This is a genomic window from Acidovorax sp. ACV01, from assembly GCF_014851495.1.
GTDB classification, from domain to species: Bacteria; Pseudomonadota; Gammaproteobacteria; order Burkholderiales; family Burkholderiaceae_C; genus Acidovorax; species Acidovorax radicis.
The window spans coordinates 407,410-431,967 of record NZ_JACUZT010000004.1 but is presented as its reverse complement, the minus strand read 5'-3'; the positions used below and the strand labels follow the sequence as shown (position 1 = coordinate 431,967).

Here is a 24,558-nt window from a genome sequence, read left to right as displayed (position 1 = left end):
GGACAGGTTTTGCGGGCCATTTTAGGGGGCGGGCTTGACGGTGCGGGCCGAACCTGCGGATGTGTTGCAGATGTGTCAGATTTCAGCGCGGTGCCTCCGGCGTGCCGGGGGCAGTTTCGCGGTCAAAAGCACCCCGTTCGCGCCACAGCGTGGTGACCTCGATGCCCTGTTTGCGCACCAGCGATCGCTCGTCCACCATGGCATCGCCCAGGCGCAGGCGGCCGCGCACCTCGAAGTACGAGGAGGCCACGGCATGTGCGCCTTCATTGATGTCGATGCTGGCGCCCAGCAGGTCGCGCACCTCGCTGAGCGTGCGGAAATGCCGGGCTTCGCGGGCTTGCAGCATCTTTTGGGCACTGGCCATGTCCAGGCCGTCGATGGCGGCCAGCAGCACATCGATGTCGGCGGTGTTGAGGTTGACCGGCGCGCGCACGGGCAGCAGCGTCACGTGGGGCGCCAGGCGGGCCACGGTGGTGGGCGCCAGGCCCAGCCAGCCCAATTGGGACATGGTGGGGGGCAAGAGCGGGGCGGTGTTGACGTCGGCGCCGGTGGTGGCCTGCGCGCGCCGCAGAGCGTCGGTGAGCAGGCTCAGTTCCTGCTGCGGAAGTGCCAGGCGCTCGAACAGCCGCGTGAACTGCCGCAGCGTCAGGGTTTGCACATTGCCGCCATCGACCAGATTGGTCAGGTTCAGCCGGCCCTGCATGTCCGAAATCTGCCCCGACAGAAAGGCCTCGGTGGTGTCGGTGGTGGCGTCGTCCACCTGGCTCACGTTCTTGTCGGCCGCGAGAAAGGTGGACAGCCGCGCCTCCTGCAGTGGCACGGCCCAGGGCTCGGCCAGGTGGTCGGCGCCGCCCGAGCGGCCGTCTTCGCGCAGGATCAGGCGCGACCAGTCGAGCGCGCCGACCAGAATCCAGGTGGACTGCACGCGGCCGCGCTCGGCCGTCTCGACCTCCACCGCGCGCCACTGCTGCCACATGGACGCCGCCGCGAAAGTGGCCACGAGGGTGACGGTGAGCATGGCCAGCAGCAGCGCAGCACCGCGCTCCCCGCGAACCGGGCGCGGCCACGTGTGGAATCCCCCTGAGGCGCCGTGAAACTGGCGCGACCCAGACCAGTGCCACCGTGGAACTGGCTTTGCCAGGCCACGGGTGGCGTCCCCCTGGGGGGAAGCGGCGCAGCTGTTCAGGGGGGGGCTTGTCATTGTCATGTCCGCCCCCCACCCAGCACGGGGTTCACCCAGTCGCGCGTGAGCCGGCCCACCAGCGCCTGGCCGGGCGGCAGGGTGATCTGCAGGCGCACGCCATCGGGGATGGCCGAGGTGCCCGCCGGCGTGGCGCCGCTGCTGGACAGCGGGTTGGACCACGCACCGCCCCGGTAATAAAAGATCTGCCAGTCCTCCAGTGGCAGCAGCGTCATCTCACGGCGCCGCTCGGCCTCGCCCGGGCTGCGCGCCCATTGCCCGGCCAGCTGCCACGCTTCCTGCCATTCGGCGCGCGTGCGCACCGGTGGCGACTGCCAGCGCATCCACTGGCCGACACCCTGGGCACCCCGGCGCGTCCACGCCACCACCAGGGCGCCCTCGTCGGGCACCGCGCTGCTGCGCCGCGTCAAACGCAGCACCTGGCCATCCCAGTCGAGCGGCGTGGTGTTGGCAATGGGCATCAGTGCATCCAGGTCCGTGCCCCACTGGCCCAGGGCCGACTGCAGCACCAGCATCTCGTCGGCCCGCTGGCGCGTGATCTCTTGCGCCCGCACCATGCCATCAAGCCCCCGCCAGCTCAGGATGGCCAGCAGGCTCATCACCGCAATGGCCAGCAGCAGCTCGACCAGCGTGAAGCCACCGTGAGTGCGGCGTGACTGGTTCCTTCTTGCATGCAGCCGCGCATCGCCGGAGGCCGTGGAACCTGGCGCGCCCAAACGCCAGTGCCACCGTGGAACTGGCTTTGCCAGGCCACGGGTGGCGTCCCCCTGGGGGGAAGGCGCGAAGCGACTCAGGGGGGCCATCTAGTCAATACCTTCCGATGATGGTGGAGATGCGCAGGATGGAGTTGTCGCCATCCAGCACCTGCGCGTCCATGCGGCGGAAGCTCGGGTTGGGCGTGGGCCGCACGATCAGGGCCACGGTGAGCTGGCGCCCGGCCTGTTCGCAGGTGAGCTGGCTGTCGCCCACGCTGGGCATCTGGCGTGAAAGGCGCGCATAGACCAGTTCGTTCTCGGCGCACAGCTGGGCCAGCACGATGTCTGACTGGCGCAGCGCATTGCGCGTGAGCGCCGTGGTGGCCTGCAGCCCCGCCATGAGTGCGATGGCCACGATGCTGAGCGCCACCAGCACCTCCACCAGCGTGAAGCCGTGCAGTCGCTTGCGGCGGCAGGGGGGCAGGGGGGTGTTCATTGGACGGTCTCGACGGTGAAGGGACGCACCCCGTCGGTAGCGACGCGCAGCGTGCGCTCGGGATAGGCGTGGTGGGTGATCAGCACCTGCTGGGGCCCAATGAGGGGCTCCGGCCCCAGCACCAGCAGCGTGGGCGCGCGCACCGTGGTGCCTGCATCCAGCCACTGGCCGGGCATTGCCGCCAGTGCGCTGGGCGGCAGGCCCTCGAACCGGAAACCACGCGCGTCGGCACGCCAGCGCACAGGCATGCCCCCGGCGCGCGACTGCGCCCGCGCGGATTCCAGCAGCGCCGCGAGCCGGGCCGCCTCGCGCTCGACCAGCGTCTGCCCGCTGTCGCGCATCGCCAGCCCTACCCCGGCCGTGGCCAGGGCGATGATGCTGATGACCACCAGCAATTCAAGGAGGGTGAAGCCGCGTGAGCGGTTCATGGGCCTATGCAACGTGAGGTTGCAACGGTCGCGGCGTTTCCAGAAGGCGAGCGGCCGCAGCGCCGGGCCGCCCCAAGCAAGGCCCGGCCCCCTCGGGGGGCAGGGAGCGACACGCAGTGCGCGACCGTGGGGGCCACACTACTGCCAGCTGCCAACATCCGCGTCCTTGCCTTCGCCGCCCGACTGCCCATCGGCGCCGAACGACATCACGTCGATCTCGCCCTTGATGCCGGGGTTCAGGTACTGGTACGGACGGCCCCAGGGGTCGTTGGGCAGTTTTTCGAGGTACAGCTTCCAGTTGTTGGGCACCGGCCCCGAGGTGGGTTTGATGATGAGCGACTGCAGGCCCTGTTCGGCCGTGGGGTAGCGCTGGTTGTCCAGGCGGTACAGCTTGAGCGCCTGCATGATGTTGGTGATGTCGGTGCGGGCGGCGGTCACGCGGGCATCGTCGGCACGTTCCAGCACATTGGGCACGATGAGGGCGGCCAGCACGCCGATGATGACGAGCACCACCATGAGCTCGATGAGGGTGAAGCCACGGGCCACATTCCTGGCCAGGCGGTGGTGTGCGGAGCGCAAGAGGCGGGGAAAAGAAGTGTTCACTGCTGGCGGTCTCTCGGATGGTCGAATCGCGTGAATCATAATCCCCGCATGGTGACCAATACGTACAGCAAATGGGGCGTCCGCCTGGGGACTCTGGCGCTATGGGCCGCCGCAGGCGCCAGCGTGGTCTTTTGGGGGCTGCGCCTGTCGGCCCCTGCGGCCGGAACCGCAGCGCCCGTGGTGCTGCCCGCGCCCGTGGCGCCCGATGCGCAGGCCTTGGCCCGGCTGCTGGGGGCTGTGCCCGCAGCCCCGGGTGTGGTGGCGGCCGCCCCGGTGGCGACGCTGGCCAGCCGGTTCGCGCTGATCGGGGTGCTTTCGGGCCGCAACAGCGGGGGCGGCGCCGCGTTGATCGCGGTGGATGGCAAACCCGCCAAGCCGTTCCGGGTGGGCACGGCGGTGGATGAGGGGCTGCTGCTGCAGGCGGTGGGCCCACGCCAGGCACAGCTGGGGCGCGAAGCCGGTGGCCCGGCCACGCTCACGCTGGACATGCCGCTCAAGCGTTGATTCCGGGGCTGCGGGTTTCTGGCATTTGCGCTAGCCCAGGTCGATCCTTTCCCACTCGCCCCAGCCCGGCGCGGCGACGGGCCATTCTTCCGGGCTCGGCAGCACGCCGCTGCCGTGCGCCTTTAGCCACGCCACACTGCGGATGACCCCGGCGTGGGTGATCCACACCACATCCTGCGTGGCCCCACGGGGGGCATGGCCGCCGGGGCCGTGGTCCTGCAGCGCAGCGGCCACGCGGGCCAGCACCGCCGCCAGGTTTTCCCCCTTGCCTGGGCGGTAGTGGGCAAATGCGGCTGTCCAGGCGTCGATGTCGCTGCGGGCAATGGCATCCCAGGCCTGCCCCTCCCAGCTGCCAAAGTCCATTTCGCGCAGGCGGGCGTCGGGTTGTGGGGTCAAATCAGGCCGCATCGCTTGTAGATATTGCGCAAGCAGCTCACATCTTTGTAGCGTAGAGTGAACCACCCGCGTCTGGGTCGGCAACGCGGTGGCCAGGCGTTCTGCGGCAGCGCGGGTGGCGGTGGGGTCGGCGGGGATGTCCAGCGCGCCATAGCAGGTACCGGGTGCCACCAGAGGTTGGGCGTGGCGCACCAGCCAGAGGCGGGCACCGCGCTGCGGTTGGGCCAGGGGCTTCACATCCAGCGCAAGGCCAGCGCCGCGCCCAGGTAAAAGCCGATTTCGCTGACCTGCTGCGTGGCCCCCAGGCAATCCCCCGTGAAGCCCTGCAGCCGGCGCGCAAACCAGCGCGCCATCCAGGCGGCGGCGAGGGCACTCAGCAGGATAGACGCTATTAAAAATATAGCTTTTTGCGCTTGCCAGACAAGCGCCAGCGGCACAAAACACCATAAAAATGCCGTCACCAGCGCTGCGCCCGAGATCTGGTCCGCCAGCGGCTTGCTTTTGGACCGGGCCGTGTCGCCCACATGCTGCAGGCTGCGCACGATGAGCAGCGGCCAGAAGCGCGACACCACATGCGCCCCCACCAGCCCGGCCACCGCAGCCAGCAGGCTGTGGGCACCCAGCAGTGCCAGCAGGCTGAGCTTGGCGAGCAGCGCCAGCACCAGCGCCATGGCCCCGAAGGCGCCGATGCGAGAGTCTTTCATGATGTCCAGCGCCCGCTCGCGGTCGGCACTGCCGCCCAGGCCGTCGGCCACATCGGCCAGGCCGTCTTCGTGAAAACCCCCGGTCATCAGCACCGTGGCGATGGTGCAGAACACGGCAGCCACGGCCGGGGCGAGCGGATTGGGCGCCAGGGCCCAGTGCAGCGCGGCATACACGGCGGTGGACAGCAGTGCCGCCAGCCAGCCAATGCCCGGAAAATGCGCCGCGCTGGCCCGCAGCATGGCGGGGCTGTAACCCACCCACTGCGCCAGCCGACCGGTGACCGGAATGCGGGTGAAGAACTGCACGGCCAGCAGGTAGTGGCGCAGGGCTTGCATGGGCTGGCGGTGGTTATGTCAGATTTGATAGCTGCCAGCGCTTATTGGATAAGCGCTGGATGCCAATTTGACCCATATTCTGGTTATTTGGAGCGCAGAAACAACCGGTAGGCCGGGTTCAGCGTCTCTTCCACATACGGATAGCCCAGCGTGGCCAGGAAGGCGTCGAACGTGGCGGCGTCCTCGGGCGGCACCTGGATGCCCACGAGGATGCGGCCATAGTCGGCGCCCTGGTTGCGGTAGTGGAACAGGCTGATGTTCCAGGTCGGCTGCATCAGGCTCAAGAACTTGAGCAGCGCGCCCGGCCGCTCGGGGAAGGTAAAGCGCATCAGCCGCTCATCCTGTGCCAGGGCCGAGTGCCCGCCCACCAGGTGGCGCAGGTGTTCCTTGGCCAGCTCGTCGTGGGTCAGGTCCAGCGCTTCGAAGCCGTGGAGGCTGAAGTTCTGGGCGATGATTTCGGATTCGCCCTTGCCCCGCGTGGTCAGCCCTACAAACACATGGGCCTGGGCGGCGTCACTGATGCGGTAGTTGAACTCGGTCACGTTGCGCGTGCCACCTGGCAGCTCGCCCACCAGTTCACAAAAGCGCTTGAAGCTGCCGCGCTCTTCGGGAATCGTCACCGCAAACAGCGCCTCGCGCTCCTCGCCCACCTCGGCGCGCTCGGCCACGAAGCGCAAGCGGTCGAAGTTCATGTTGGCGCCGCACAGGATGGCGGCGTAGGTCTCGCCCTGGGTCTTGTGGGTGTCCACATACTGCTTGATGGCGGCCACGGCCAGCGCCCCTGCGGGCTCGACGATGCTGCGCGTGTCCACGAAGATGTCCTTGATGGCGGCGCAGACGGCATCGGTGTCCACCGTGATGAACTCGTCCACCAGGCCGCTGTGGGTGATGCGGAAGGTTTCCTCGCCCACCAGCTTCACGGCGGTGCCGTCGGAGAACAGGCCCACGTCTGCCAGCGTCACACGCTCGTGCGCCTTGACGGACTGGATCATGGCGTCCGAGTCGTTCATCTGCACGCCGATCACCTTGATCTCGGGCCGCACGGCCTTGATGTAGTTGGCCACGCCCGAGATGAGTCCACCACCGCCGATGGCCACGAACACGGCGTCCAGCTGGTTGCTGCCCAGGCTTTGCAGCTGGCGCAGGATCTCCATGGCGATGGTGCCCTGGCCCGCAATCACGTCCGGGTCATCAAAGGGGTGCACAAAGGTCAGGCCCTGTTCCTTTTCGAGCTTCACCGAGTGGCCGTAGGCGTCGGAATAGCTCTCGCCAAACAACACGACCTCGCCGCCCAACGTTTTCACCGCGTCGATCTTGAGCTGCGGCGTGGTGGTCGGCATGACGATCACGGCGCGCGTGCCGAGCTTGTGGGCGCTCATGGCCACGCCCTGGGCGTGGTTGCCGGCCGAGGCGCAGATTACGCCGCGTTGGAGCTGCTCGGGCGTGAGGTGCGCCATCTTGTTGTAGGCGCCGCGCAGCTTGAAGCTGAATACCGCCTGCTGGTCCTCGCGCTTCAAGAGCACCTTGTTGTTCAGGCGGCGGCTGAGGTTCTTGGCGGGCTCCAGGGCCGACTCCACCGCCACGTCGTACACGCGGGCGGTCAGGATTTTCTTCAGGTAGTCGGCGGGGGTCAGGTGCTGGGTCATGGCAGGGCAGGTGGGGCCGCCACGGGGCAGCGGCGGGGGTCCACATCATAGGGGGTCGGTTTTTGCAGGCCGATTCGCCGGTGGGGGCCGCTGCGCGGCCGGTCCAGCCAAAAAAAAGCCCCGGGCCGTGAGGCCTGGGGCTAATCCATCCTTTGAGGAGATGGAGGAGACAATCGGTGCGGGGCAAGATCCGGATGCCGGGCTTCTTGCCATCTGCCTTTTCCATCCAGAAAAAGCAGCGCTTGGGGGAAGTTTAGCGCGAGTCTTGTTGCATTGCAGCAAAATCAACACCAAATTTTTGTTTCGCCGGGCCATTCCGTGCGAAAAAACCACGTATCACACAGGAGAAACACAATGGAATGCACAGTCAGCTGGACCGGCGGGTCGGGAACCCGTTCCGGTATGGGTTTTGTGGCCGAGACCGGCAGCGGCCACGTCTTGGCCATGGACGGAGCGCCCGACGCGGCCAATCCGGCGAACGGCGGCCAGAACCTGGCGCCCCGGCCCATGGAGACCGTGCTGGCCGGCACGGGCGGCTGCACGGCCTACGACGTGGTGCTGATCCTCAAGCGGGGCCGCCACGATGTGCGAGGCTGCAGCGTCAAATTGACCACCGAACGTGCACAGACGGACCCCAAGGTGTTCACCAAGATCCACATGCACTTCACCGTGACGGGCAAGGGCATCCCGCCCGCTGCGGTGGAGCGCGCGATTGCCATGAGCCATGACAAATATTGCTCGGCCAGCATCATGCTGGGCAAGACGGCGGAGATCACCACCGGGTTTGAGGTGGTCGAAGCTTGAAATACCCCCCTGAGTCGCCTTCGGCGCCTTCCCCCCCCAGGGGGACGACGCCAGTGGCCTGGCGAAGCCAGTTCCATGGTGTTTGCTGGCCTAGCCTGGGCTGCGCCAGTTTCAGAGGCTGTGGGCGCGCGGCACCTTTTGCGGTCCCTGTCTGTGTGTTCTCTGGGCGGTAGCAGTCAGAGGTAGTGCGCAGTGGTGGTCATCACCTTGGCTGCTGCCTTCATCGCCGCCCGGGCGGGGGGCGGCAGCTCCAGCGCGCCGGAGGCCCGGGCCTGGGCCGCGTGGCGTTCCTCGTCGTCTTTCATGCGGGCCACCACGGCCCGCGAGGCCAAATCCTGCGTGGGAAGCCGTGCAAGATGGCTCTGCAGGTGCGCCGCCACCTGGTTTTCCGTTTCTGCCACAAAACCCAGGCTCGCCCGGTCGCTGACCTTGGCCGCGACCAACCCCAGCGCGAAGGCGCCCGCAAACCACAGGGGGTTGAGCAGGCTGGGGCGCGCGCCCAGGGCGTCCAGGCGCTGCTGGGTCCATGCCAGGTGGTCTGTTTCTTCGCGGGCGGCCTCCAGCAGGTGAACCCGGAGTGCGGGGTCGCGCGTGACGGCTGCCTGCGCCGTGTAAAGGGCTTGCGCACAGACTTCACCCACGTGATTGACGCGCATCAGTGCCCCCGCCAGCTTCTTTTGTGCAGGGTCGAGCGTGCCTTCCTCCATGCCGCGCGCTGGCGTGGGTTCGGAGGCACGGGGGGTTGCAAAAAGGGTGCGCAGGGCAGTGTCGGCGGCAGTGAGCAAAGAGTCCATGGAGGCTTTCAGATTGGCAAGGGCTCGGAAACACAAATTTCACTTGGATACAAATATCGGAGGCTGCCGGGAAGCCGTCCCAAGGCGAGCAGATCGATTTTGCCGCTGTTCATTGAAATGTTGCAACACTGCAACGATTTTTCCCTTTCGGGGCGATTGTGGGTGAATTCCTTTGCGAAACCTGGCCGGGTCTGGTGCAATAAGAGCAACTTCCCCACCAGGAGGTTGGCCCGGGGAACCGGCGGGACTGTGCAGGTGCTTTCACCATAGACCCCCCGTACCGGCGCCCTATGTTTAACCTTGGAGTAACTCGCAATGAAAAAATCCCTGATTGCCCTGGCTGTGCTGGCTGCTTCCGGCGCTGCAATGGCTCAATCGTCCGTGACCCTGTTCGGCGTGGTTGATGCAACCTACGCTTACGGTTCCGGTAGCGTCGCTAACAAGTCCCAACTGACGAACTCCGGCTACAACAGCAGCCGTCTGGGCTTCCGCGGCGTTGAAGATCTGGGTGGCGGCATGTCCGCTTCGTTCTGGCTCGAAGCTGGTCTGAACAACGACAACGGTACCGGCGGCGTTACCAACACCAACAACCAAGCAGCTGTCAGCACTGGCGGCGGTCTGGTGTTCAACCGTCGTTCGACGGTCAGCCTGAACGGCGGCTTCGGTGAAGTGCGTCTGGGCCGTGACTACACCCCACAATTCTGGAACCTGACCGTGTTCGATCCGTTCGGCACGAACGGCGTTGGCACCAGCCAAACCCTGAACTCCAGCCTGGGTGGCCCAACCACCGTGCGCGCTTCGAACGCCATCGGCTACTTCCTGCCTGGCAACCTGGGCGGCTTCTACGGCCAAGCACAGTACTACATGGGTGAAAACCTGAGCAACACGGCCAACAAGAAGGACGGCAACGGCCTGGCCCTGCGCGCTGGTTACGCCAATGGCCCCATCAACGTGGCTCTGGCTTTCTCTGACACCAAGTTCCTGAACGCCAACATCAAGGCTGTGAACCTGGGCGGTCAATACGACCTGGGCGTGGCCAAGATCATGGCTCACTACAACCAAGACGACGTTAAGAACGGCAACGAAGGCAAGGGCTTCCTGATCGGTGGTCTGGTGCCTGTGGGCGCTGGCGAAATCCGTCTGGCTTACTCCACCTACAAGATCGAAACCCCCGGTGCCGATCCACGTGCCAACAAGCTGGCTCTGGGCTACGTGCACAACCTGTCCAAGCGCACGGCTCTGTACGCTACGTACGCTCACGTGAGCAACAAGAACGGCTCCGCTCAGTCCCTGAACGGTTCCGTGACTGCTGCTGGCGACAACTCCAACGGCTACGACTTCGGTATCCGTCACAGCTTCTAATATCGAAACTGGCTTTTGGCCAGTTGACGATATCCAAGCTAAAAAGCCGCCTTCGGGCGGCTTTTTTTCGTTCTCATTTTGGTTTTTGATGAGGCTGCCGAGGGCCGCTAGATTCCGGGCGTACCAAGCGCCCTTCCTCATTCACCGTCGTTTGCCTTGGGAGCATGGGGTAATCGCCATCGCAGTGTTTCTTGGGGGAGAACTCGGAATGTTGATCTCCCAAGCCACCCGTTTTCATCCGTCCCGGCATGTAACTCCGGGAACATGCCGACCACCTCTGTACCAAGCGATGCCACCTGATGGCATTTTTGGACTGTCTCCGAGGTTTCTTCCCCTTCTTTGCATTGGTGCAGATTATTGGCACCATCCTTGCGTACTTCACCTCTACAAAATCGGCCTTCAAGGCCCTTCGTGGTGCCGGGGATTCAGGGATTTCCCGTTGGCTATAGAGCAACCTTTACTGCATAGTAAAACTTTTATTCAAGAGGGTTCCATGAAACTCAAATACAGTCTTTTGTCCGTGGCTGCGGCGGCTGCACTGCTGGCAGCGCCAGCGCTGCACGCCAAGCCTTTCAAATGGGCGAGCCAGGGAGAGATCGCAACCTGGGACATTCATTCGCAGAACAATGCGCTTCAGAACGGCATCCATGCGAACGTGTACGAAAGCCTGGTCTACTACAACAGCAAGACCTTTGATGTGGAACCCGTGCTTGCAACTGCCTGGAAAGAGGTCAGCCCCACACAGGTGCGTTTTACACTGCGCCAGGGTGTGAAGTTCCATGATGGTTCGGCCTTTACGGCTGACGATGCGGTGTATTCGCTGCAGCGCGCGATGGCCAAGACATCGAATTTCACCCCTTACATCCAGGGCATCAGCAAAATCAACAAGGTGGACGCGCAGACCATTGACGTCATCCTGACCGCGCCGAACCCGGTGCTGCTGCGCCAGATGACCGAACTGCGCATGATGAGCAAGGCCTGGGCGGAAAAAAACAAGTCCGTGGAGCCCAAGGACATCAAGGGCACGGATGAAAACTTTGCCCACCGCAATGCCATGGGCACCGGCCCCTACACGCTGGACTCGTGGCAGCCGGACGTGAAGATGGTGTTCAAGCGCAACCCCAACTGGTGGGGCAAGATGGACGGCAATGTGACCGAAATCGTCTACACCCCGATCAAGTCTGCTGCCACGCGCATTGCAGCCCTGTTGTCGGGCGAAGTGGACATGGTGCTGGACCCCACTCCCCAGGATCTGGGCCGCCTGCGCGCCAGTCCCGATCTCAAGGTGATCGACGGCATTGAGAACCGCACCATCTTCCTGGGCATGGACCAGTTCCGTGAAGAACTGCCGGGCTCCAACATCAAGGGCAAGAATCCGCTCAAGGACGTGCGCGTGCGCAAGGCCTTGTACCAGGCGATCGATGCGGAAACCATTTCCCGCAACATCATGCGCGGCCTGGGCAAGCCCACGGGCACCATCGTTGCCCCACAAGTGGCGGGTTATACCGAGGCGGTGGGCAAGCGTTTCCCCTACAGCGTAGAGGCCTCCAAGAAGCTCCTGGCCGAGGCTGGCTACCCTGACGGCTTTGAAGTGGACTTTGCCTGCCCCAACAACCGCTACATCAACGACGAAGCCATCTGTCAGGCCGTGACCGCCATGTGGTCGCGCGTGGGCGTGAAGGCCAAGCTGCGCACGTTGCCGCTGGTCAACTACTTCCCCATGATCCAGCGCTACGAAGCCAGCATCTACATGCTTGGCTGGGGCGTGCCTACCTTCGATGCGCTGTACAGCCTGCAATCGCTTGTCCGCAGCGTCGGCCAGGGTGGTGACGGCAACTACAACGTGGGGCGCTACAGCAACCAGCGCATGGATTACCTGGTGGACCGCATCAAGGCCGAAACCGATGCACCCGTGCGCGCCCGCATGCTGACAGAGGCGCTGCAACTGTCCAACGACACCGTGTCCCACATTCCTCTGCATGACCAGGTGATCCCATGGGCCGTGAAGAAGAACATTGAACTGGTCCACCGCGCAGACAACCGTGTGGACATGCGCACCGTCAAGGTGAATTGACCGGTTCCTGACACACTGAGAGCAAGGGCCCTGAGGCCCTTGCTTTCTTTGGTTCGGTTTTTGGTCTGGTTTGACGACCGCCTATTGCCTGCCAGCGCCCTGCCATCAAAAGTGGCTGCGGCGTTCCCATCGAACACTCAATCGACTCTCCGATGCTCGCCTTTATATTGCGCCGCCTGATACAGGCTGTGATTGTCATGGTCACGGTGGCCTTCATCTCCTTCATGCTGTTCCAGTACGTGGGAGACCCTGTGGTGTTCCTGCTGGGCCAGGACGCCACCCCGGAGCAGATCCGCGAACTGCGCGCCTCCCTGGGCCTGGACAAGCCCTTTTTCATTCAGTTCTGGCACTTTCTGGTCAACGCAGCCCAAGGCGAGTTTGGCCTGAGCCTGCGCCAGGGTGCCAAAGTCTCGCGCCTCATCGCGGAGCGCTTCCCTGCCACGCTGGAGCTGGCGCTAGTGGCTGCCGTACTGGCCCTGGCCATTGGTGTTCCCATGGGCGTGTATGCGGCCCTCAAGCGTGGCACCTTCACGAGCCAGTTGTTCATGACGCTGTCCCTGCTGGGCGTGTCGCTGCCGACCTTCCTCATCGGCATCCTGCTGATCCTGGTGTTCGCGGTCACGCTGGGCTGGTTCCCGAGCTTTGGACGGGGCGAGGTGGTGCAGATGGGGTGGTGGAGCACCGGCCTGCTCAAGGCCAAGGGCTGGCACCACATCACGCTGCCTGCCATCACGCTGGCGATCTTTCAGCTCACGCTGATCATGCGGCTGGTGCGCGCCGAAATGCTGGAAGTGCTGCGCACCGACTACATCAAGTTCGCACGCGCCCGGGGCCTCTCCAACCGGGCCATCCACTTCGGCCACGCGCTCAAGAACACGCTGGTGCCCGTGATGACCATCACCGGCCTGCAGCTGGGTGGCTTGATTGCGTTCGCCATCATCACCGAGACCGTGTTCCAGTGGCCGGGCATGGGCCTGCTCTTCATTCAGGCCGTCACCTTTGCCGACATCCCGGTGATGGCCGCCTACCTGTGCCTGATTGCCTTGATCTTTGTGGTGATCAACCTGGTGGTGGATCTGCTGTACTTTGCTGTGGACCCGCGCCTGCGCGTGGGCAAGGCAGGAGGGCACTAGAGATGATGCACCCCCTGAGTCGCTTCGCGCCTTCCCCCTCTCTCGTTTCGCTTGGCGAAGCGGGAGGGGGACGCCCCCAGCGCGGCGGGGCGGCCCTTGCGCGGGGGCACTGGCCTGGGCCGTGCCGGTTTCAAGCGTCGTGGAGCCTGTGCAGCTCCGTGGCCAATTGAAATGCAGTCGCTTCGATACAAAGCCGGTGGCCGGGCGTTTGCGCACATTGCGCAGTACCACCCCGAGTTGACCGCGCTGCGCCGGGATCTGCATGCCCACCCTGAACTGGGTTTCGAAGAAATCTACACGAGCACGCGCGTCAAAGAGGCCTTGAAGCTCTGCGGCGTGGACGAGATCCATGACGGCATCGGCCGCACAGGGGTCGTGGGCGTGATCCGGGGCCGCAGCACCTCCAGTGGCAGCATGGTGGGCCTGCGCGCCGACATGGATGCACTGCCCCTGTCCGAACACAACGATTTTTCGTGGAAGTCCTGCAAGCCCGGCCTGATGCACGGCTGCGGCCATGACGGCCACACAGCCATGCTGGTCGGGGCTGCGCGCTACCTGGCTGAGACCCGCAATTTCGACGGCACGGCCGTGCTGGTGTTCCAGCCTGGCGAAGAAGGCTTTGCCGGGGCCCGCGTGATGATGGAAGACGGTCTGTTTGACCGCTTCCCGGTGCAGTCCATCTTTGCCATGCACAACTGGCCGGCGATGAAACCCGGCACGGTGGGCATCAACTCGGGCCCCATGATGGCTGCGGCCGATCGCTTCACCATCGAGATCACCGGCCGGGGCGGCCATGGCGCCCATGCCTACCAGACGGTGGACGTGGTGGTGGTGGCCGCACACATCATCACGGCCGCGCAAAGTATCGTCTCGCGCAATGTGCGACCCATTGAAAGCGCCGTGGTCAGCCTGTGTGCTGTGCAAGCGGGTGATCTGGGCGCCTTCAGCGTGCTGCCCGGCTCCGCCACCCTGGTGGGTACCGTGCGTACGTTCGACCCTGTGGTGCAGGAGATGGTGGAGAAGCGCCTCAAGGAGCTGTGCAACGCCATTGCCCTGGGGTTCGGGGCCACGGCCACCGTGCATTACGAGCGCATCTACCCGGCCACGATCAACAGCGAGAGCGAAGCCATTTTTGCCGGCGATGTGGCCGAGTCCCTGCTGGGTGCCGACCATGTGGTGCGAGACCTGGAACCCAGCATGGGCGCCGAGGACTTTGCCTTCATGCTCCAGACCCGCCCCGGTGCCTACCTGCGGATCGGCCAGGGCACGGGGGCCAGCGGCAGCGCCCTGCACAACAGCCGCTACGACTTCAACGACGACATCCTGCCCTTGGGTTCGGCGCTGCACGCAAGCCTTATCGAGCAGGCCATGCCTTTGGCGGCAGCTTGAAGCACCGTCCAGCCTGCCTGCCCATTTGCACTACTGCGCCACGGCCCAACCCTTTCACCCCGCTTTCCCCAACCTGGAGGTTTCCATGAAATTCCATAAAAAAATCGCTCTGACCGCTCTCTTTACCGCGTTGGCGGCGGCGAGCCTGGTGGCCCAAGCTCAGACCATCCGCATCGCCAACCAGGGTGATTCCCTGTCGATGGACCCCCACTCGCTCAACGAGTCGCTGCAGCTGAGCGTCACCGGCAACGTCTATGAGCCACTGGTGGGCCGCAACAAGGACCTGAGCCTGGCCCCCGCGCTGGCGACCAGCTGGAAGCAGACATCCCCCACTGTGTGGCGCTTCGAGCTGCGCAAGGGCGTGCAATTCCACGACGGCACGCCTTTCACGGCCGATGACGTGGTGTTCAGCTTCGGGCGCACCCAGGTGGAAGGCTCGGACATGAAGAGCTACACCAACGACTTCAAGGAAGTGCGCAAGGTGGATGACCACACGGTCGAAATCGAAACCAAGACACCGTTCCCGATCCTGCCGGATGTGATCTCGCTCGTGTACATGATGAGCAAGAAGTGGTGCGAGACCAACCAGGCCGTGGGCCCAGTGGACCGCCGCAAGGGTATCGAGAACGCGGCCTCGTTCCGCGCGAATGGCACGGGTCCCTTCCGCCTGCGTGAGCGCCAGCCCAACGTGCGTTCGGTGTTCACGCGCAACGGCACCTATTGGGGCAAGATCGACGGCAACGTCAGCGAAGTGGTGTTCACCCCCATTGGCAACGATGCAACCCGTGTGGCCGCCTTGCTGTCGGGTGAAGTGGACGTGATGGAGCCCGTGCCAGTGCAGGACATCGAACGTGTCAATGGCAGCGCCAACACCCGTGCCATCACCGGCCCCGAACTGCGCACCATCTTCCTGGGCATGGACCAAAAGCGTGACGAACTTCTGTACTCCAACGTCAAGGGCAAGAACCCCTTCAAGGACAAGCGCGTGCGCCAGGCCTTCTACCAGGCCATCGACATCGACGGCATCAAGAAGACCGTGATGCGCGGCGCATCCAACCCATCGGCCCTGCTGGTAGGCCCTGGCATCAATGGCTTCCAGCCAGACGCGAAGCGCCTTCCCTACGATGTGGAAGCCGCCAAGAAGCTGATGGTGGAAGCGGGCTACCCCAATGGTTTTGAAGTGGCCATGAACTGCCCGAACGACCGCTACGTGAACGACGGCCGCATCTGCCAGACCGTGGCCGCCAACCTCTCGCGCATCAACGTCAAGATCAACCTCCAGGCCGAGACCAAGGGCACCTACTTCCCCAAGGTGCTGCGCCGCGACACCAGCTTCTACATGCTGGGCTGGACACCCGCTACCTACGACTCGCACAACGCGCTCAACGCCCTCATGCGCTGCGTGGATGACAAGGGATCGGGCCAGTTCAACCTGGGCGCCTACTGCAACCCCAAGGTGGATGAGCTGACGCTCAAGATCCAGGCCGAGACCGACAAGGTCAAGCGCAACGCGATGATCAAGGAAGTCTTCGATCTGCACGCGGCCGATGTGGGCCACATTCCCCTGCACCAGCAAGCGCTGGCCTGGGGCGTGGGCAAGAACGTCAAGCTCGTGCAGCTGGCCGATAACTTCATGCACTTCAAGTGGATGAGCATCAGCAAGTGAGACGAAGCGCAGAAGTCCCTCAGTTAGTAGATCGCCGAGAAAAGAGAGAACGACCGGTTCTTTGAAAGTCCACACCACGCAGGGCCCCTACCCGGGCCTTGCGTTGGTGCCTGTTTACTGGTTCCCACAATGAAAAAAACCCTTGCCCGCTGGTTTGACAGCGATATCGGCTACAGCTTCCGCACTTCGCCCATGGCGATGGTGGCTGCCGCCATCGCGCTGATCTGTGTGTTCTGTTCGGTGTTTGCCGGATGGGTCGCACCCCACAATCCTTTTGACCTTGCCACGCTCGAACTCAGCGATGCGCGGCTGCCCCCCGCCTGGAGCCCCGAAGGCTCCCTGAAGTACCCGCTGGGCACCGATGACCAGGGCCGCGACATCCTGTCCGCGCTCATCTACGGTGCGCGCATCTCCCTCGTGGTGGGCCTCGCTTCCGTGGTGCTTTCCGTGGTGGTGGGCGTGGCGTTTGGGCTGCTCGCCGGTTTTCGGGGCGGCTGGATCGATGCGGTGCTCATGCGCCTGTGCGACGTGATGCTGTCCTTCCCCGCCATCCTGGTGGCGCTGCTGATTGCCGGTGTCGGCCGGGCGCTCTTCCCCAACGCGCACGAGTCGCTGGCCTTTGGTGTGCTCATCATTTCCATCTCGCTCACCGGCTGGGTGCAGTACGCGCGCACGGTGCGCGGCTCCACCCTGGTCGAGCGCAACAAGGAATACGTGCAGGCCGCCCGCGTGACGGGCGTCTCGCCGCTGCGCATCATGCGCAAGCACGTGCTGCCCAACGTCATGGGCCCCGTGATGGTGCTCGCCACCATCCAGGTGGCCACGGCCATCATCACCGAGGCCACGCTGTCCTTCCTGGGCGTGGGCGCACCCCCCACATCGCCTTCGCTGGGCACGCTGATCCGCATCGGCAACGACTACCTGTTCTCCGGCGAATGGTGGATCACCGTGTTCCCCGGTGCCATGCTGGTGCTGATTGCTCTTTCCGTGAATCTATTAGGCGACTGGTTGCGTGATGCCCTCAATCCGCGCCTGCGCTGAACAAGAACAAGAAAAGCGATATCCCATGAGCCTTCTAGAAGTCAAAAACCTCGTTGTTGAATTTCCGGGCCGCCGCGGTACCCTGCGCGCCCTGGACGACATTTCCTTCTCCATTGCACCCGGCGAGATCCTGGGTGTGGTGGGTGAGTCTGGCGCGGGCAAGTCGCTTACCGGCGCCGCCATCATCGGCCTGCTGGAGCCACCAGGCCGCGTCGCATCCGGCCAGATCCTGCTCGAGGGCCAGCGCATCGACAACCTCAGCAATGAGCAAATGCGGCACATCCGTGGCCGCCGCATCGGCGCGATCTTTCAAGACCCGCTGACCTCGCTGAACCCGCTGTACACCGTGGGCCGCCAGTTGACCGAAACCATCCTGGCCCACCTGCCCGTGACGCCCGCCGAGGCCCGCCAGCGCGCCATTGCACTTCTGCAGGACACCGGCATTCCGGCTGCGGCAGAGCGCATCGACCACTACCCGCACCAGTTCTCGGGTGGCATGCGCCAGCGCGTGGTGATTGCCCTGGCCCTGGCGGCCGAGCCCAAGCTCATCGTCGCCGACGAGCCCACCACGGCGCTCGACGTGTCCATCCAGGCGCAGATCATCACGCTGCTGAAAAACATCTGCAAATCGCGCGGCGCCGCCGTGATGCTGATCACCCACGACATGGGTGTAATTGCCGAAACCTGCGACCGCGTGGCCGTGCTGTATGCCGGGCGTGTGGCCGAGATCGGCCCGGTGCACAACGTGATCAACAAGCCCTCGCACCCCTACACCAGCGGCCTGATGGCTTCCATCCCCGACATGGCGGTGGACCGTGAACGCCTGAACCAGATCGACGGAGCCATGCCCCGCCTGAACGCCATTCCCCAGGGCTGCGCCTACAACCCGCGCTGCCCCAAAGTCTTTGACCGCTGCATGACCGACCGCCCCAACCTGATGGACGCAGGCCCCACCCGCGCCGCCTGCTGGCTGCACGCTGGCGCCACGACCACCAAAGCCGAGGTGACCGCATGAGCGCCACCGCTACCACCACCACCCAGACCGGTGTCGTGAAAAGCAAGGCCCTGGTGCAGGCGCACGATCTGGCCAAGACCTTTGACGTCTCCGCACCGTGGCTCAACCGCGTGATCGAACGCAAGCCGCGCACGCTGCTGCACGCCGTGGACGGCGTGAGCTTCGAGATCGAAAAAGGCAAGACGCTGGCCCTGGTGGGCGAGTCTGGCTGTGGCAAGAGTACCGTGGCACGCCTGCTCGTGGGCTTGTACGAACCCACGCGTGGCGGCCTTACGTTTGACAGCCAGGATGCACACGCCGCCTTCAAGGGCAACGATGCCAAGGCGATGCGCCGCCGCATCCAGATGATCTTCCAGGACCCGTATGCCAGCCTGAATCCGCGCTGGCTGGTCGAGGACATCATTGGCGAGCCGCTGAAGGAGCACGGCCTCATCACCGACAAGGCCGAGCTGAAACAGCGTGTGGGTGAGCTGCTCAAGTCCGTGGGCCTGTCGCCGCTGGACATGGTCAAGTACCCGCACCAGTTCTCCGGCGGCCAGCGCCAGCGCATCTCCATCGCGCGCGCCCTGGCCACCGAGCCCGAGTTCCTGGTGTGCGACGAGCCCACCAGCGCGCTCGACGTGTCGGTGCAGGCGCAGGTGCTCAACATCATGAAGGACCTGCAGCGCGAGCGGCAGCTCACCTACCTGTTCATCAGCCACAACCTGGCCGTGGTGCGCCACGTGAGCGACCAGGTCGGCGTGATGTACCTGGGCCGCCTGGTGGAGCTGGCCGACAAACACACGCTGTTCGACACCCCGCGCCACCCCTACACGCGCATGCTGCTCGATGCCATCCCCAAGATGCACGACACCGGCAAGGCGCGCACCCCCGTGCAGGGCGAGGTGCCCAACCCTTTGAACCCGCCTCCCGGCTGCGCCTTCAACCCGCGCTGCCCCCATGTGAACGAGCGCTGCCGTGCCGAGCGGCCGCAGCTGCTCAGCATCGGTGGCATCCGCATTGCGTGCCATGCGGTGGAAGAAGGACGGATTTGAGCGAATGCTCCTGAAAATATAGCTGCTAGCGCTTGATGGATAAGCGCCAGGGGCCAATTGGGTTCATAAACCGGTCGGCTCGATGCCGCGGGCCGACGTGATGGCCCCCATTTGTCCGCAACACCACGGGCTCCTTCGGGAGCCTGTGGTGTTTTGATGGCCGGCGTGAGAAGCTGACGGCCGACGTGAACGCGGACGCTGCCGTCCGCCCATTGGCTTGCGCTGCCCGCGCCCAGTGCCCCGCCAGACATCCTGCGATCGCAACGAACGTTGTGGCACATGGAAGGTTCCGCGTGCTGTACGCTCCTTGGGGTGAACAATGTCCCGCATTCAAGTCCCAACGCCATGAACCCAAACCGCGGCAGAACACTGGCCCTGACGGTCTCCGCCCTGTTCGCCGGGCTGGTCCTGGGCCTGCCCGTGGTCTACGGGCGTTGTGTGGAGAGCTTTTTCAGCCTCTGGATGCTGCCGTCCTGGACCGTGCTCGTCTTTGCCGTCTTCGCAGCGAAGTCCAGGTTTCCGTTGATGTCAGTCCTGGTGTGTCTGCTGTGGGCGCCGATGCACTATGCACTGGCGACGGAGCCTTGCACGCCGCCCAGGTCGCAGGGGGCGGGTGGGTTCATCTATCTGCTCGCCCTGGCAGCGCTGCCGTTGGTCCTGGCAGGTGGCGCGCTTCTGGGCCGACTGCTTCACTTCCTGGGTGCGTGCTGCAAAGGGTTGCCGCACTTTCGGCAGCGGTGACACGTGCCGGGTGCCGCGCGGTCCTTCGATGGAACAACCTGAAAGATGCAGTGATACGGGGTGTGAGATTTGCTATTGTTTTGGTAGCTATCAACGCTTTTCACACAAGCGCTAGAGCCCAAAAAATCCAAAATTCACGCGTACCGCTTCGCCCGCAGGTTCTCTTTCATCTGCTGCAGGATCGGCTGCAGCGAGCTGCCGATGCGCAACGCCACACAGGTCGCCAGCACGTCAATGATCATCAGGTGCATCAGCCGCGACACCATGGGGCTGTACCGGTCGTAGCCCTCGGGGTGGTCCGCGGCCAGGTGGATCTGGCAGGTGCTGGCCAGGGGTGAACCGCTGGCGGTGATGGCAATGGTGGTAGCGCCGTTCTTGCGCGCGATGTCGGCGGCGTCCATCAGGTCGCGGGTGCGGCCGGAGTTGGAGATGATCACGGCGCAGTCGCCCGGGCCGAGCAGCGTGGCGCTCATCACCTGCATGTGGCCATCGCTGGTGGCAATTGACGTGACGCCCAGGCGAAAGAACTTGTGCTGTGCGTCCTGGGCCACGATGCCTGAATTGCCCACGCCATAGAACTCGATGCGCTTGCCGGTCTTCCAGGTGGCGGCAATGCATTCGGCCGCGCGCTCCAGCGCCACGGTGCTGGCGGCGTTGCGGTATTGCAGGAACGCGGCCACGGCGTTGTCCACCACCTTCACGAGCACGTCGCCCGTCTTGTCGTCGGCATCGACGCTGCGGTGGATGAAGGGCACTCCCTCGCTCACGCTGCCCGCGAGCTTGAGCTTGAAATCCGCGAGCCCGTCATACCCCATGCTGCGGCAAAAGCGCACCACCGTGGGCTTGCTCACGTGTGCGCGCTCGGCCAGTTCGCGCACGGGCAGGCGTGCAAAGGTGCGCGGGTCGGTCAGCACCAGCCGGGCGACGCGCTGTTCGGCGGGGGCCAGTGAAGGCAGGGAGGCAGTGATGCGGTCGAGCATGTCTCAGTCAGGGTGTGCAGCGCGGGCTGCTCAGGTGAGGCCTTCGAACAGGTTGGGTCAGCCGTTCTTAATGTAACTTGGTTCCCAACGTGGCGGGGAGGGCGCTATCCCTGCCTTTCATCCCGCTTGCACCGGGCCTGGGAGTTTCCCCCCTGACCCTTGGCAGGCCTGCGGGCTAGCATCCTTGCATCACGTTATCCAGATACTGAGGAGCCTTCCATGCGCAAACCTTTGCTGACGAATCTACTGGCCGGTGCGGCCCTGCTGGCTGCCACCTCCGGCAGCTGGGCCCAGGGCCAGGTCAACATCATCTGTTCGGTGCAGGCCGAATGGTGCAACCTGATGTCCACCGTGTATGCCAAGACCACGGGCACCAAGGTGAACATGGCGGCCAAGGGCTCGGGCGAGGCGCTGGCGCAGCTCAACGCGGAGCGCGCCAACCCCAAGACCGACATCTGGTTTGGCGGCACGGGCGACCCGCACCTGCAGGCCGCCGAGCAAGGCCTGACGCTCGAATACAAGTCGCCCCAGCTTGCGCAGCTGCACCCCTGGGCGCAGAAGCAGGCGGTCGATTCCAAGTACCGCACCGTCGGGGTGTACCTGGGCCCGCTCGGTTTTGGCTACAACAAGGAGCTGCTGGCCAAGCGCAAGCTCAACCCGCCGCAGTCGTGGGCCGACCTGCTCAAGCCCGAGTTCAAGGGCGAGGTGCAGATGGCCAACCCCGCATCCAGCGGCACGGCCTACACCATGATCGCCACGCTGGTGCAGATCATGGGCGAGGAGAAGGCGTTTGAATACCTCAAGGCCCTGCACCCCAACGTGAGCACCTACACGCGTTCGGGCACGGCGCCTGTCAAGGCGGCAGCCCGGGGCGAGACCACGGTGTCGGTGAGTTTCGTGCACGACGTGACCACCGAGGCGGTCAACGGCTTTCCGGTGGGCTCAATCACGCCTTCGGAAGGCACGGGCGCCGAGGTGGGTTCGATGAGCATCGTCAAGAACAGCCCCAACACCGAGGCCGCCAAGAAGTTCTACGAATGGGCGCTGACCCCTGGTGGCCAGCAGTTTGGCCTGGCAGCCAAGCAGTTCCAGCTGCCCAGCAACACGCTGGTGCCCAAGGACCCGCGCATGACCGATCCGGCCAAGATGAAGCTCATCAACTACGACTACGCCAAATACGGCGCGAGTGCCGAGCGCCGGCGCCTGATTGCGCGCTGGGAAAAAGAAGTCCAGAACGCAGCGCGCTGAGGAACCCACCATCATGTCGGTAGCAACGGCGGCGTACGCAACCCCACGAACCAACGCGACGGGCGTTGCGGTCAACCGGCCCCTGTGGGTCTGGCTGGTCGTGGGCGTGCTGGGGTATCTCGTGTTCCCCTGGTATGCGCAGCAGGACGCCAATGGCCTCCTTGCGGTGGGCCAGGTTTTCAGCAGCGAACAGGCGGGCAATGGGTTGATGCAGGCGGCACTGTTTGGCCGGTCCTGGCTGTGGCTGGGCCTGGTCGGACTGGCGGTGGCCGGGCTGGGCGCCTGCCTGCCGGCGGGCCGCAAGCAAGGCGCAGTGCTGGCTGTCGGTGGCGCGCTGGGATTGCTGGCGCTGTTGCTCAGCGGTTTTGCGATTGGCGCACGCGGCTGGGCCTTTGAATGGATGAACACCAGTCTGGGTGAACTGGGTGCGCGCCAGCCCGGCATGGGTTGGGGCGGGTTTGTGGTGCTCTCTGCGCTGCTGGTGCTGCTGGCGTTTGGCGTCGCGCGGCGCGGCTTCTTCAAGGGCGACCTCTTCGTGGCGGCGGCCGTGCTGGGTTGTGGCAGCCTGCTGGCGCTGTTCATCGTGTTCCCGGTGCTCAAGGCGCTGTCGGCCGCGTTTTTCCTCGAAGACGGCCCGTTCTCGCTGGCCGTGGTGTGGGAGCGCATTGCGCACGAGCGCAACTTCGGCCTGTCGTGCCTGGCCGGGGGGCCGCGTTGCGGCGTAGCCTGGAACACGCTGTTCCTGGGGCTGATGACCGCCACCAGCACCACGCTGCTGGGCAGCTTCATGGCGCTGATGGCCGAGCGCGCCTCGCGCCGCTATGCACGCCCGCTCAATATCGTGGCGCTGCTGCCCATCATCACGCCGCCGTTCGTGGTGGGCCTGGGGCTCATCCTGCTGTTTGGCCGCGCCGGGGTGTTCAACCAGTTTCTGGAAGTCGCCTTTGGCATCACGCCCACGCGCTGGTTCTATGGCTGGTTTGGCGTCTGGGTGGCACAGACCTTTGCGTTCACCCCCATCGCCTTCATGATCATGCGCGGTGTGGTGCAGGGCGTGGCGCCCAGCCTGGAAGAGGCCGCGCAAACCCTGCGCGCCAGCCCGCACCGCACCTTCATGACCGTGACCTTGCCGCTGCTCAAGCCCGGCCTGGCCAACGCGTTTCTGGTGGGCTTCATCGAAAGCATGGCCGACTTCGGCAACCCCATCGTCGTGGGGGGGCAGTTCTCGGTGCTGTCCACCGAAATCTTCTTTGCCATCGTGGGCGCGCAGTACGACCAGGGGCGTGCGGCCTCGCTGGCCTGGATCCTCACGTTCTTTGCGCTCACGGTGTTTGCGATCCAGCGTGGCCTGCTGGGCAAGCAGAACTTCACCACCGTGTCGGGCAAGGGCGACGCGGGCATTGCCATGCCGCTACCTGCGGGCGTGCGGCGTGTGGTGCATTCCATTGCGCTGCCCTGGATGGCGTTCACGCTCATCGTTTACCTGTTTGCGCTGGCCGGTGGTTTTGTGCAGACCTGGGGGCGCGACTACACCATCACGCTGGCGCACTTTCGCACCGCGTTCAACGTGGAATGGGGCCAGTTCGGCGTGGTGTGGGCAGGCACGGCGTGGAACTCGTTCTTCACCACGGTCAAGCTGGCGGCCATCTCGGCGCCGCTCACGGCCACGCTGGGCATCGGCATTGCGTGGCTGCTGGCGCGCACCGAGTTCCGGGGGCAGGGCGCGTTTGAATTTGCGGCGCTGCTCGCGTTTGCCATACCGGGCACGGTGCTGGGCGTGAGCTACATCCTGGCCTTCAACGTGCCACCGTTCGAGCTGACGGGCACCGCGCTCATCATCGTGCTGTGCTTCATGTTCCGCAACCTGCCGGTGGGCGTGCGGGCGGGCACGGCGGCCTTCAAGCAGCTGGACCGCTCGCTCGATGAGGCGTCCGTCATGCTGCGTGCGGGCAGCGTGCAGACCCTGCGCCATGTGGTGTTGCCGCTGCTTAAGCCCGCCCTGGTGGCAGCGCTGGTCTACAGCTTTGTGCGTGCCATCACCACCGTGAGCGCGGTGATCTTCCTGGTCACAGCCGAGAACGAACTCGCAACGACCTACATCATCGGTCGCGTGGGCAATGGCGACTATGGCGTGGCGCTGGCGTACTGCACGGTGCTCATCGTGTTGATGTCCGCCTCCATCGGGCTGATCCAGCTGGTGGTGGGGGAACGCAAGCTGGGCCGGCGTGGCGCTGCCGCGCGCGTGGCGCACTGATTTTTTGATCTTTC

Annotated in this window: 23 protein-coding genes; 13 read left to right on the top strand and 10 right to left on the bottom strand. The window is 64.7% G+C overall.

Annotation, left to right across the window (positions count from 1 at the left end):
• Positions 1–82 precede the first annotated feature (82 nt).
• The 5 genes from gspK to gspG all read right to left on the bottom strand — a co-directional run bounded on the left by gspK (position 83) and on the right by gspG (position 3,399).
• Positions 83–1,201 carry a type II secretion system minor pseudopilin GspK gene (gspK, locus tag IB243_RS14570; RefSeq protein ID WP_192427905.1) on the bottom strand — a complete coding sequence of 373 codons (1,119 nt, stop codon included), beginning with the start codon at positions 1,199–1,201 and terminating at the stop codon, positions 83–85.
• A gap of 2 nt (positions 1,202–1,203) precedes the next feature.
• On the bottom strand, positions 1,204–2,004 hold the full coding sequence (locus IB243_RS14565) for a type II secretion system protein J (RefSeq protein WP_192427903.1): 801 nt from the start codon (positions 2,002–2,004) through the stop codon (positions 1,204–1,206).
• Between the two features lie 4 nt (positions 2,005–2,008).
• The gene (gene gspI, locus IB243_RS14560; protein WP_057271887.1) at positions 2,009–2,392 is read right to left on the bottom strand and encodes a type II secretion system minor pseudopilin GspI; all 384 of its coding nucleotides are present in this window, start codon (positions 2,390–2,392) and stop codon (positions 2,009–2,011) included.
• On the bottom strand, positions 2,389–2,820 hold the full coding sequence (locus IB243_RS14555; RefSeq protein WP_010462302.1) for a prepilin-type N-terminal cleavage/methylation domain-containing protein: 432 nt from the start codon (positions 2,818–2,820) through the stop codon (positions 2,389–2,391). Before IB243_RS14555 ends, gspI begins: the two co-directional genes overlap by 4 nt.
• 138 nt (positions 2,821–2,958) lie before the next feature.
• Positions 2,959–3,399, bottom strand: coding sequence for a type II secretion system major pseudopilin GspG (gene gspG / locus IB243_RS14550; RefSeq protein ID WP_029413934.1), 441 nt, complete (start codon positions 3,397–3,399; stop codon positions 2,959–2,961).
• A 72-nt stretch (positions 3,400–3,471) separates the two neighbouring features.
• Between gspG and IB243_RS14545 the strand changes: the two genes are divergently transcribed.
• Positions 3,472–3,927 carry a type II secretion system protein N gene (locus IB243_RS14545; RefSeq protein WP_010462298.1) on the top strand — a complete coding sequence of 152 codons (456 nt, stop codon included), beginning with the start codon at positions 3,472–3,474 and terminating at the stop codon, positions 3,925–3,927.
• 30 nt (positions 3,928–3,957) lie between these two features.
• Here the strand turns inward: IB243_RS14545 and IB243_RS14540 are convergent, their stop codons facing one another.
• From IB243_RS14540 to ilvA, 3 genes are all read right to left on the bottom strand, one after another.
• Positions 3,958–4,560 (bottom strand): histidine phosphatase family protein, encoded by a 603-nt coding sequence (locus IB243_RS14540; protein ID WP_192427901.1) that lies wholly within the window; start codon positions 4,558–4,560, stop codon positions 3,958–3,960.
• Positions 4,557–5,363 (bottom strand): adenosylcobinamide-GDP ribazoletransferase, encoded by an 807-nt coding sequence (gene cobS, locus IB243_RS14535; protein ID WP_057229061.1) that lies wholly within the window; start codon positions 5,361–5,363, stop codon positions 4,557–4,559. The genes IB243_RS14540 and cobS overlap by 4 nt, the downstream gene beginning before the upstream one ends.
• 83 nt (positions 5,364–5,446) lie before the next feature.
• A complete protein-coding gene (gene ilvA / locus IB243_RS14530; RefSeq protein WP_192427899.1) occupies positions 5,447–7,009 on the bottom strand; it encodes a threonine ammonia-lyase, biosynthetic in 1,563 nt (520 codons plus the stop codon).
• A gap of 354 nt (positions 7,010–7,363) precedes the next feature.
• On the opposite strand from ilvA, the gene IB243_RS14525 reads away from it, so the two are divergent.
• Positions 7,364–7,813 carry an OsmC family protein gene (locus IB243_RS14525; RefSeq protein WP_192427897.1) on the top strand — a complete coding sequence of 150 codons (450 nt, stop codon included), beginning with the start codon at positions 7,364–7,366 and terminating at the stop codon, positions 7,811–7,813.
• Positions 7,814–7,989: 176 nt separating this feature from the next.
• On the opposite strand, the gene coq7 is transcribed toward IB243_RS14525, so the two are convergent.
• Positions 7,990–8,607, bottom strand: coding sequence for a 2-polyprenyl-3-methyl-6-methoxy-1,4-benzoquinone monooxygenase (gene coq7, locus IB243_RS14520; protein WP_057271884.1), 618 nt, complete (start codon positions 8,605–8,607; stop codon positions 7,990–7,992).
• Positions 8,608–8,922: 315 nt separating this feature from the next.
• Between coq7 and IB243_RS14515 the strand changes: the two genes are divergently transcribed.
• The 9 genes from IB243_RS14515 to IB243_RS14475 all read left to right on the top strand — a co-directional run bounded on the left by IB243_RS14515 (position 8,923) and on the right by IB243_RS14475 (position 20,062).
• Positions 8,923–9,969: a porin gene (locus IB243_RS14515; RefSeq protein ID WP_192427895.1), complete on the top strand. Its 1,047-nt coding sequence runs from the start codon at positions 8,923–8,925 to the stop codon at positions 9,967–9,969.
• 493 nt (positions 9,970–10,462) lie between these two features.
• Positions 10,463–12,043 (top strand): ABC transporter substrate-binding protein, encoded by a 1,581-nt coding sequence (locus tag IB243_RS14510; RefSeq protein ID WP_057271882.1) that lies wholly within the window; start codon positions 10,463–10,465, stop codon positions 12,041–12,043.
• 152 nt (positions 12,044–12,195) lie between these two features.
• A complete protein-coding gene (locus IB243_RS14505; protein WP_010462283.1) occupies positions 12,196–13,176 on the top strand; it encodes an ABC transporter permease in 981 nt (326 codons plus the stop codon).
• Between the two features lie 171 nt (positions 13,177–13,347).
• Entirely contained in the window at positions 13,348–14,565 is a 1,218-nt protein-coding gene (locus IB243_RS14500) for a M20 aminoacylase family protein (protein ID WP_192427893.1), read from the top strand.
• An 85-nt stretch (positions 14,566–14,650) separates the two neighbouring features.
• Entirely contained in the window at positions 14,651–16,231 is a 1,581-nt protein-coding gene (locus tag IB243_RS14495) for an ABC transporter substrate-binding protein (RefSeq protein ID WP_057272106.1), read from the top strand.
• A 129-nt stretch (positions 16,232–16,360) separates the two neighbouring features.
• Complete coding sequence (locus IB243_RS14490; protein WP_057229053.1) at positions 16,361–17,272, top strand: ABC transporter permease; 912 nt, start codon at positions 16,361–16,363, stop codon at positions 17,270–17,272.
• Positions 17,273–17,297: 25 nt separating this feature from the next.
• Positions 17,298–18,287 (top strand): ABC transporter ATP-binding protein, encoded by a 990-nt coding sequence (locus IB243_RS14485; RefSeq protein WP_192427891.1) that lies wholly within the window; start codon positions 17,298–17,300, stop codon positions 18,285–18,287.
• The gene (locus IB243_RS14480; RefSeq protein ID WP_192427889.1) at positions 18,284–19,321 is read left to right on the top strand and encodes an ABC transporter ATP-binding protein; all 1,038 of its coding nucleotides are present in this window, start codon (positions 18,284–18,286) and stop codon (positions 19,319–19,321) included. Before IB243_RS14485 ends, IB243_RS14480 begins: the two co-directional genes overlap by 4 nt.
• A gap of 345 nt (positions 19,322–19,666) precedes the next feature.
• Positions 19,667–20,062: a hypothetical protein gene (locus tag IB243_RS14475; RefSeq protein WP_192427887.1), complete on the top strand. Its 396-nt coding sequence runs from the start codon at positions 19,667–19,669 to the stop codon at positions 20,060–20,062.
• Positions 20,063–20,196: 134 nt separating this feature from the next.
• Here IB243_RS14475 and IB243_RS14470 read toward each other — a convergent pair whose 3' ends face one another.
• The gene (locus tag IB243_RS14470) at positions 20,197–21,042 is read right to left on the bottom strand and encodes a MurR/RpiR family transcriptional regulator (protein ID WP_010462270.1); all 846 of its coding nucleotides are present in this window, start codon (positions 21,040–21,042) and stop codon (positions 20,197–20,199) included.
• 219 nt (positions 21,043–21,261) lie between these two features.
• Here IB243_RS14470 and IB243_RS14465 point away from each other — a divergent pair, with 219 nt between their 5' ends.
• Both IB243_RS14465 and IB243_RS14460 read left to right on the top strand, forming a co-directional pair.
• Entirely contained in the window at positions 21,262–22,290 is a 1,029-nt protein-coding gene (locus IB243_RS14465) for an ABC transporter substrate-binding protein (protein ID WP_010462269.1), read from the top strand.
• A gap of 13 nt (positions 22,291–22,303) precedes the next feature.
• Positions 22,304–24,544: an iron ABC transporter permease gene (locus IB243_RS14460; protein WP_192427885.1), complete on the top strand. Its 2,241-nt coding sequence runs from the start codon at positions 22,304–22,306 to the stop codon at positions 24,542–24,544.
• Positions 24,545–24,558 lie beyond the last annotated feature (14 nt).

Bases quoted from the DNA above. Each gene is read 5' to 3' on its own strand.
- gspK (WP_192427905.1), bottom strand. From the start codon at position 1,201: ATGACAAGCCCCCCCCTGAACAGCTGCGCCGCTTCCCCCCAGGGGGAC.
- IB243_RS14565 (WP_192427903.1), bottom strand. From the start codon at position 2,004: ATGGCCCCCCTGAGTCGCTTCGCGCCTTCCCCCCAGGGGGACGCCACC.
- gspI (WP_057271887.1), bottom strand. From the start codon at position 2,392: ATGAACACCCCCCTGCCCCCCTGCCGCCGCAAGCGACTGCACGGCTTC.
- IB243_RS14555 (WP_010462302.1), bottom strand. From the start codon at position 2,820: ATGAACCGCTCACGCGGCTTCACCCTCCTTGAATTGCTGGTGGTCATC.
- IB243_RS14545 (WP_010462298.1), top strand. From the start codon at position 3,472: ATGGTGACCAATACGTACAGCAAATGGGGCGTCCGCCTGGGGACTCTG.
- cobS (WP_057229061.1), bottom strand. From the start codon at position 5,363: ATGCAAGCCCTGCGCCACTACCTGCTGGCCGTGCAGTTCTTCACCCGC.
- ilvA (WP_192427899.1), bottom strand. From the start codon at position 7,009: ATGACCCAGCACCTGACCCCCGCCGACTACCTGAAGAAAATCCTGACC.
- IB243_RS14525 (WP_192427897.1), top strand. From the start codon at position 7,364: ATGGAATGCACAGTCAGCTGGACCGGCGGGTCGGGAACCCGTTCCGGT.
- coq7 (WP_057271884.1), bottom strand. From the start codon at position 8,607: ATGGACTCTTTGCTCACTGCCGCCGACACTGCCCTGCGCACCCTTTTT.
- IB243_RS14515 (WP_192427895.1), top strand. From the start codon at position 8,923: ATGAAAAAATCCCTGATTGCCCTGGCTGTGCTGGCTGCTTCCGGCGCT.
- IB243_RS14510 (WP_057271882.1), top strand. From the start codon at position 10,463: ATGAAACTCAAATACAGTCTTTTGTCCGTGGCTGCGGCGGCTGCACTG.
- IB243_RS14505 (WP_010462283.1), top strand. From the start codon at position 12,196: ATGCTCGCCTTTATATTGCGCCGCCTGATACAGGCTGTGATTGTCATG.
- IB243_RS14500 (WP_192427893.1), top strand. From the start codon at position 13,348: ATGCAGTCGCTTCGATACAAAGCCGGTGGCCGGGCGTTTGCGCACATT.
- IB243_RS14495 (WP_057272106.1), top strand. From the start codon at position 14,651: ATGAAATTCCATAAAAAAATCGCTCTGACCGCTCTCTTTACCGCGTTG.
- IB243_RS14490 (WP_057229053.1), top strand. From the start codon at position 16,361: ATGAAAAAAACCCTTGCCCGCTGGTTTGACAGCGATATCGGCTACAGC.
- IB243_RS14485 (WP_192427891.1), top strand. From the start codon at position 17,298: ATGAGCCTTCTAGAAGTCAAAAACCTCGTTGTTGAATTTCCGGGCCGC.
- IB243_RS14480 (WP_192427889.1), top strand. From the start codon at position 18,284: ATGAGCGCCACCGCTACCACCACCACCCAGACCGGTGTCGTGAAAAGC.
- IB243_RS14475 (WP_192427887.1), top strand. From the start codon at position 19,667: ATGAACCCAAACCGCGGCAGAACACTGGCCCTGACGGTCTCCGCCCTG.
- IB243_RS14470 (WP_010462270.1), bottom strand. From the start codon at position 21,042: ATGCTCGACCGCATCACTGCCTCCCTGCCTTCACTGGCCCCCGCCGAA.
- IB243_RS14465 (WP_010462269.1), top strand. From the start codon at position 21,262: ATGCGCAAACCTTTGCTGACGAATCTACTGGCCGGTGCGGCCCTGCTG.
- IB243_RS14460 (WP_192427885.1), top strand. From the start codon at position 22,304: ATGTCGGTAGCAACGGCGGCGTACGCAACCCCACGAACCAACGCGACG.